Genomic DNA, 6,854 nt, shown 5'->3' with positions numbered 1-6,854 from the left:
AGCCGGTGGCGTCGAGCACGAGGTGGTGCGCCCGGTGGTACCAGACGACGGTGTCGGGACCCGCCAGGAGCAGGGTCTCGGCGAACGGGGGGCCGGCCTCGGGGTCGAGAGGTCGGGTGAGGTCGGCGGCGACGAAGGACCGGGCCGCCTCGGCGGGGTCGGCCTCACCGGAGAGGTCGACCCGGTCGGGAGACCACCCGGCAGGGTCGACCGGGACCAGCCAGGGGCCGTCGCCGTCCTCCTCGACCCGCACGTGCAGCGCCTCGGCCGCCCGGAACACGAGCCGCAGCGCCTCCGCGAACACGCCGGGGTCGGGGCCGCCGCGCACGGTGAGCGTCGCCGCCACCGTGAAGCGCGGGTCGTCCGGTTCGAGCCGGTGCGCGCGCCACACGCCCTGCTGCACCGCCGACATCGGTCGGCGAGCCACCGGGTGAGAACGGGACCACCATTCCCCCGCCGGAGGATCACGGCGAATCCCCCGCGTCGCGTGTTCGCCCAACGGAACCTCCCCACTGCACGGGGACCGCGCTATTCGCGGATCGACAGCGGCCGATGCTACCCAGCGATTCCCCGGCGACGGCAGGGCGGAGCGGCGCGTTTTCCCGTGATCCGCCCCGCCGACCGGCGGGACGGTGCGGCGTGTCCCGCCGGCGGGACGAGAAGGGTCCCCACCAGCGCTGTCACCTCCAGGAGGTGGCGGTCGTCAACCAGCCGGCATTCCCGTTCACGACGCGAATTCCCATTGTCCGGTTATTGGGGCCCGCCTCCTGGAAGCCGTAGCGTTTTCCGCTGAACCGTTTCGCGCATTCATGCGGACGGATTCCCGGAACGGTTCGGACACCCGCGCGGGCCCGACAACAGCACGAGCGAACAGGACGTCACGATGGCTGCGATCAACGGTCCCGGGGAGCGGGAGAGCCGCGTCGCCCCTGGCGATCCCGACCCGTACCCCAACCTGGCCTGGCTCCGGCGGGAGATGCCGGTCAGCAGTGTGCCAGCCTCAGGGGGAACCGCCCCGCTGTGGTTCGTCACCTCCTACGAGGTGGGCAGGGCGTTGCTCACCGACGAACGGCTGAGCAACACCGACCCGGCGCCCCCCGAGGGCGGGACCCCGGTGTCGGGGAACCTGTTGGGGGCCGACGCCCCCGACCACACCCGGCTCCGGCGTTCCCTGGCCGCCGCGTTCACCCCCCGCGCGTTGGCCGCCCACCAGCCCGGGATCGACCGGGTCTGCGCGGAGGCCGTGGACGCGATGGTGGCGACCGGGGAGACCGACCTGGTGACCGCCTACACCTTGCCGGTGCCCGTGGCCGTGATCCACGAGGTGCTGGGGGTCCCTCCGGAGGCGCGCCGGCCCCCGGAGGTCGTCATGGACCTGTTCGTCCGGAGTGGCCTGCACGGTCCCGAGGATCCCGACGCGGTCGGGCAGACCACCAGCTACGTCGACTCGCTCATCGAGCACAAGCGGCACCACCGGGGCGCGGACCTGCTCAGCCACCTGCTGGACCAGCTCGACGAGGGGCGGCTGCGCTCCGAGGAGGAACTGCACGGCCTCGTGCACGTGCTGCTGGGCGCCGGTCACACCACCACCGTCCCCCTGCTGGGGTCGGCGATCCTGCGGTTGCTGACCAGACCCGAGTACCGGTCCCCGGACGTCCTCGCCGACACCCGGGCGCTGCGGGCGGTGGTCGACGAGACACTGCGGATCGACTCCCCCATCCAGTCCTCGGTGCACCGCTACGCGGTGGACCGCGTCGAGGTGGGCGGGGCGGTGATCGAGCCGGGTGACCGGGTGGTGATCTCCTTCGCCGGCGCCAACCGGGACCCGGCGAGGTTCGGTGACCCCGACGCGTTCCTCCCGGAGCGGTCGGACGGCGGGCACCTGGGTTTCGGGCACGGCGCGCACAGCTGCATCGGGGCCCAGTTGGCCCGCCTGGAGGCGGAAACGGCGCTGCGGGTGCTGTTCCAGCGCCTGCCCGACCTCACGTTGGCGGTGCCGCCCGAGGACATCGCCTGGACCCTCGGTCCCATGCTGCGCGGTCCGCGCGAGCTCCCGGTCACCTTCTCCGCCTCCTGAGGAAGGACGTCATGGTCCACGCGACGACGCCGCTGCCCTCCCGAACCGCCGCACCCGCTCCGGACACCCGCACGGTGCTGGACTGGTACGACCACCACGTCGCCGCCGCTCCGGACGCCCCGGCCCTGGAGGCCCGCGGCAGGGTCCTCAGCTACCGGGAGCTGGACACGCTGGCCACCCGCCTCGCCCACGCGCTGCGCGGCCAGGGCATCGGCCCGGAACGACTCGTCGGGGTTTGCACGCGTCGCGGCGTCGAGATGGCCGTCACGATGCTGGCCGTGGCCAAGGCGGGCGCCGGGTACCTGCCCCTCGACCCCGACCACCCCGCCGACCGCCTGCGGTTCGTCCTCACCGACGCCGGACCGGACCTGGTGCTGCACCAGCCGGAGACGGAAGGCCTGGTGCGGTCGGCGACCGGCGCGCCCACGGCACCGCTCGACCTGGAGGCGTTGCCCGAGGTGCCCGCGGCCCCGGTGGTCCCCGGTGCCGGCCCGGACTCGCTACTGTACGTGATCTACACGTCGGGCTCCACGGGCCGCCCCAAGGGCATCGTGATGGGGCACCTGCCGCAGGTCAACCTGATGGAGTGGAGCCGCGCCCGGTACCGGCACGGTTCCCGGGTCCTGCACTACTTCCCCATCACCTCGGACGTGGGCTGCTACGAGCTGTGGGCGACCTGGAGCACCGGGGGCCACGTGGTCGTCGCCGACGACGAGCAGCGTTTCGACATCGCCGAGGTGGCCGGGCTCATCCACCGGCACCGCATCGAACGGGTCCTGCTGCCGGTGGTCGCACTCGACCAGCTCGCCCGGCACACCCGCACCGCCCCGGAACTGGTCGCCTCCCTGCGGGAGGTGATCACGACGGGGGACCGCCAGGTGGTGACACCGGCGGTGCGGGAGCTGTTCGCCGGGCTGCCGGAGGCCGTGCTGGACAACCACTACGGCTCCACCGAGGTCAACGTCGTCACCTGCCCCCGGTCCACCTCGGCCCAGGTGGTGACCGGGCCGGAGGTCTCCTCGGTCTCCACCCCGGTGTCCCGGTCACGGATCTACGTGCTGGACCGGGACCTCAACCTGGCCCCGGTGGGGGTGGTCGGCGTCATCCACGTCGGCGGCCCACCGCTGGCCCGGGGCTACCTCGGCCGGCCCGACCTGACGGCCCGCACCTTCGTCGCCGACCCGCACTCCCCCCGGCCGGGGGCGCGGATGTACCGCACGGGGGACCTGGGGCGGTGGCGCGCGGACGGCACCCTGGAGTTCCTGGGACGGGCCGACTTCCAGATCAAACTGCACGGCTACCGCGTGGAGCCGGGGGAGATCGAGTCGCTCGTCCGGGAGCGCGGCGACGTGGACGAGGCGGTGGTGGTCGCCCGCGACCTGGACACCGACGACCCCTCGCTGGCCCTGTACCTGGTCGCCGCCCCAGGTGGAGCACAACCGGAGGCGACCCCGGACGCGCTGCGCTCCTACCTGCGCCAACGTCTGCCCTCGCACATGGTGCCCCGCCACGTCATCGTCCTGCCGGAACTGCCGTTGTCGGCCAACGGCAAGGTCGACCGGCGCCGGCTACCCGCCCCCGAGGAGGTGGCGGTCCCGGCGGCGGCCGCCCCACCGGACGACGTCGAACGCACCGTCATCGAGGTGTGGCGGGCCGTTCTCGGCCGCGACGAGATCGCACCGGGCGACGACTTCTTCGCGCTGGGCGGGCACTCCCTGCTGTTGGCCCAGGTCGTCCACCGGCTGCGGCAGGCCCTCGACGTCGACCTGCCGCTGCGGGCGCTGTTCGACTTCCCCACCGTGCGGGAACTGGCGGTCCGGGTACGGCAGGCCCGCGAGACGGCGGTCGACGACACTCCTCGGATCGAGCTGCGCCCCCGCGACCCCGGGGAACCCGCTCCGCTGTCCCACGCGCAGGAACGCATGTGGTTCCTCGGCAGGATGTTCCCCGACAGCGCCATGTACAACAACATGCTGGCCCTCCGCCTGCGCGGCCCGCTGGACCTCGACCGGCTCCGCTCCGCGCTCTCGACGTCCCTGGCCCGCCACGAGGCGCTGCGCACGGTGTTCCCCGACGAGGCGGGTGTCCCCCACCAGAGCGTGCTGGCGCCGTGGCCCGTCGAGCTACCGGTCGTGGACGTGGGCACCGCCGACGCCGACCGGGTCGGGGCGGCCCGGCGGATCGTCGGCGCCGAACAGCTCCGCCCGTTCGACCTGGCGACGGGTCCGCTCGTGCGCCACACGCTGATCCGGTTGGGCGAACGGGACCACGTCCTGTGCGTCGTCCTGCACCACATCATCTCCGACGGGACCTCGCTGGGCGTGCTGCGCCGGGAACTGGCCGAGTACTACCAGGCCGGCACCGGGACGCGACCGGCACCGCTGCCGGTGCAGTACGGGGACTTCGCGGTCTGGCAGCGGCGCTCCACGGCGTCCCCGGCGATGGCGGAGCACCTCGCGTACTGGCGTGAGCAGCTGCGGGACGCCCCGCCGGTGCTCGAACTGGTCAGCGACCGGCCCCGCCACCCCGACCACGACCTGCGGGAGGGCCCTGACGGCGAGTTCGAGCTCGTGGTGGACGCCGAGCTGACCTCGGCCTTGGAGGAACTGGGCAGGCGCGCCCACGCCACGCTGTTCATGACGACCCTCACCGCATTCGGAGCGGTCCTGTCCCAGCGGTCCGCCGACCGCCGGGAGGACGTGGTGGTCGGCGTGCCCTTCGACCGGCGCCCCGACCCCCGGCTGGCGGACCTCGTGGGGTTGTTCATCAACCCGGTGCCCCTGCGCTGGACCTCGTCGAGGACGGCGAGCTTCCTCGACGTGCTCTCCCGGGTGCGGAAGGTCTCCGTCGAGGGGCAGGCCCACCAGGACCTGCCCTTCGAACGGCTGGTGGAGGAGCTGGCCACGGGCGGTGACCTCACCCACCACCCGGTGTTCCAGGTCATGTTCCAGCTCCAGCACGAGGACGACAGGGCCGGACTCATCCCCGGCGTGGAGATCGACGGGTTCTCCGGGGTGGCGCCCCCGTCGAAGTTCGACCTGTCCCTGAGCATCGTGAAGACCAACGGCGGCCTGAGCTGCGGTTTCGGCTACTCGGCCGCCCTGTTCGACGAGTCCACCGCCCACGGCATCGCCGAGGACTTCCTCCACCTGCTCCGCGCGGCCACCGCCGAACCCGACCGGCCGCTGGCCGAGCTCCTGGTCTCCGCCGACGACGTCCGACGCGAGTGGTGCGCGTCGGCTCCCGTCCCGGCCCCCTGGCGCCCGGTGCCCGACCTCGTCGCCGAGCACGCACGGCTGCGGCCGGAGGACGTCGCCGTGGTGTGCGAGGACGCCGCCACCACGTACGCGGGGTTGGAGGAGCGCGTCCGTGTCCTGACGCGGATGCTGCGCGGGGCCGGCGTCGGCGACGAACGCGTGGTGGCGGTCGCATTGCCCCGCTCCCCCGACCTGGTCGCCGCGCTGCTGGCGGTGTTCCGCGCCGGCGGGGTCGCCATGCCGCTGGACCTGCGTGCCCCGGCGGAACGGCTCGCGCTGCTGCTGTCCGACGTCGAACCCGAGGTGGTCCTCACCTCGGCCGACCCCCGCTGGTCGGTCCCCCGAGTGCCCGGGTCCGTGACCCTGGTGGTCGACGGCGCCCCGGCCGGCGACGACTCCGCCGCCTCGGACGAGGACGGCGTCCCGCCCGCCCACCTCACCGAACAGTCGGCGGCCTACCTGCTGCACACCTCGGGGTCGACCGGCCACCCCAAGGCGGTTCTGGGTCTGCACGGTGGGCTCACCAACCGGTTGGCGTGGTTCCACTCCGCGCACCCGTGGAGCCAGGACGATCCGGTGTGCGCGAAGAGTTCCGTCGGGTTCCTCGACGGGCTCACGGAACTGTTCGGGCCACTCGCCCACGGTGGGCGGGTGGTGCTGGCCACCGACGACGAGGCCGAGGACGTCACGGCCCTGATCGACCTGGTGCGACGGCACACCGCCCGGCGGATCACCGTGGTGCCCAGCCTGCTGTCCGCGCTGGTGGAACACCCCGACCGTGCCGGGCTCTCCTGTTGCCAGCTGTGGGTCAGCAGCGGGGAACCACTGCGGCCCGAGCTGGTGAGGCGGTTCACCGAGGTCCTTCCCCGGGCCCGGCTGTTGGACCTCTACGGCATGTCGGAGGCCAGCGGCGACAGCATGGCGGCCCAGGTGGTGCCCGCCGGGCCCTCGGTGGGAGGACACCCGATCTGGCACACCGGTGTCCACGTGCTCGACGAGCGGCTGCGACCGGTACCCGAGGGCTGTGTCGGGGAGGTCTTCGTCTCGGGGGCCGGGCTGGCCCGGGGCTACCGGGGATCCCCGGGGTTGACGGCCGCGAGGTTCCTGCCCGCCCCGTTCGGGCCGCCCGGGTCCCGCCTGTACCGGACGGGGGACCTGGGGGTGCGGCGTGCCGACGGGTCGGTGACGCTCGCCGGCCGGGGTGACGACCAGCTCAAGGTACGGGGGTGGCGGGTCGAGCCCGCGGAGGTCGAGGCACAGCTGGTGCGGCACCCCGACGTGCGGGCGGCGGCCGTGGGGCTGCGAGATCTCGGCGCCTCGGGGGGTCCGGTGCTGGTCGCCTGGATCGTCGCCGACCGGCCACCCGCCGACCACGACCTGGTGGCGCTGCTGCGGGAGCGGCTGCCCCGCCCGCTCGTCCCCTCGTACTTCGAGGTGGTCGAGGAGTTGCCAACGACGTCGAGCGGGAAGCTGGACCGGCGGCGGCTCCCCACTCCCCGCCCCGGGAACGGCCGTCGGCC

3 protein-coding genes are annotated in these 6,854 nt (G+C 73.6%); 2 read left to right on the top strand and 1 reads right to left on the bottom strand.

From position 1 onward, the window contains the following. A partial coding sequence (locus tag ACTIDRAF_RS0210935; RefSeq protein ID WP_026065985.1) for a condensation domain-containing protein occupies positions 1 to 412 on the bottom strand: 412 nt, incomplete at its 3' end. Positions 413 to 883: 471 nt separating this feature from the next. On the opposite strand from ACTIDRAF_RS0210935, the gene ACTIDRAF_RS0210930 reads away from it, so the two are divergent. Together ACTIDRAF_RS0210930 and ACTIDRAF_RS0210925 are read left to right on the top strand one after the other, a co-directional pair. Continuing rightward, a complete protein-coding gene (locus ACTIDRAF_RS0210930) occupies positions 884 to 2,077 on the top strand; it encodes a cytochrome P450 (RefSeq protein WP_016698778.1) in 1,194 nt (397 codons plus the stop codon). Between the two features lie 11 nt (positions 2,078 to 2,088). Then, positions 2,089 to 6,854 (top strand): non-ribosomal peptide synthetase (locus tag ACTIDRAF_RS0210925; protein ID WP_016698777.1); only part of this gene is annotated, 4,766 nt, incomplete at its 3' end.

Origin of the sequence: Actinoalloteichus spitiensis RMV-1378 (assembly GCF_000239155.1) — a bacterium.
Classification (GTDB): Bacteria; Actinomycetota; Actinomycetes; order Mycobacteriales; family Pseudonocardiaceae; genus Actinoalloteichus_B; species Actinoalloteichus_B spitiensis.
This window is presented reverse-complemented; position numbering and strand designations above follow the sequence as displayed.